This window comes from Dysgonomonas sp. 511 (assembly GCF_010501105.1).
Taxonomy (GTDB): domain Bacteria; phylum Bacteroidota; class Bacteroidia; order Bacteroidales; family Dysgonomonadaceae; genus Dysgonomonas.
Window position 1 is genome coordinate 1 of the sequence record NZ_QVMQ01000129.1, and the last position, 303, is coordinate 303.

Below are 303 nucleotides of genomic sequence, written 5' to 3' on the forward strand. Positions count from 1 at the left end.
GATATTTCAATTTACACTTATTTTGCCAATAAATATGGACTGACGGAGGCCGATGCCCACAAGAGTATGAGCAATATACATACTTTAGGTAAGATATCGCATATATATTTTTTCGAGAACAACAAGAATGCCATGCTTAGCAAAAGACAATCGCGTTCATACAAATCCGATTGGCTAACTGAAGAATTTGAATATGATGAGTTAGGACGAACAGTTAAGCAGACAGAAATTCTTTGGATATTCTTTGGGATTCATACAGCCAATGCGGTAAGAATGATCCCAAAAATGAACAGCTGCAAAATG

The 303-nt window shown here is 36.3% G+C and carries 1 pseudogene; it reads left to right on the plus strand.

Annotated elements, in window-relative coordinates:
* Nucleotides 1-303 (plus strand): annotated as a pseudogene (locus D0T57_RS15750) (hypothetical protein); the annotation flags it as partial.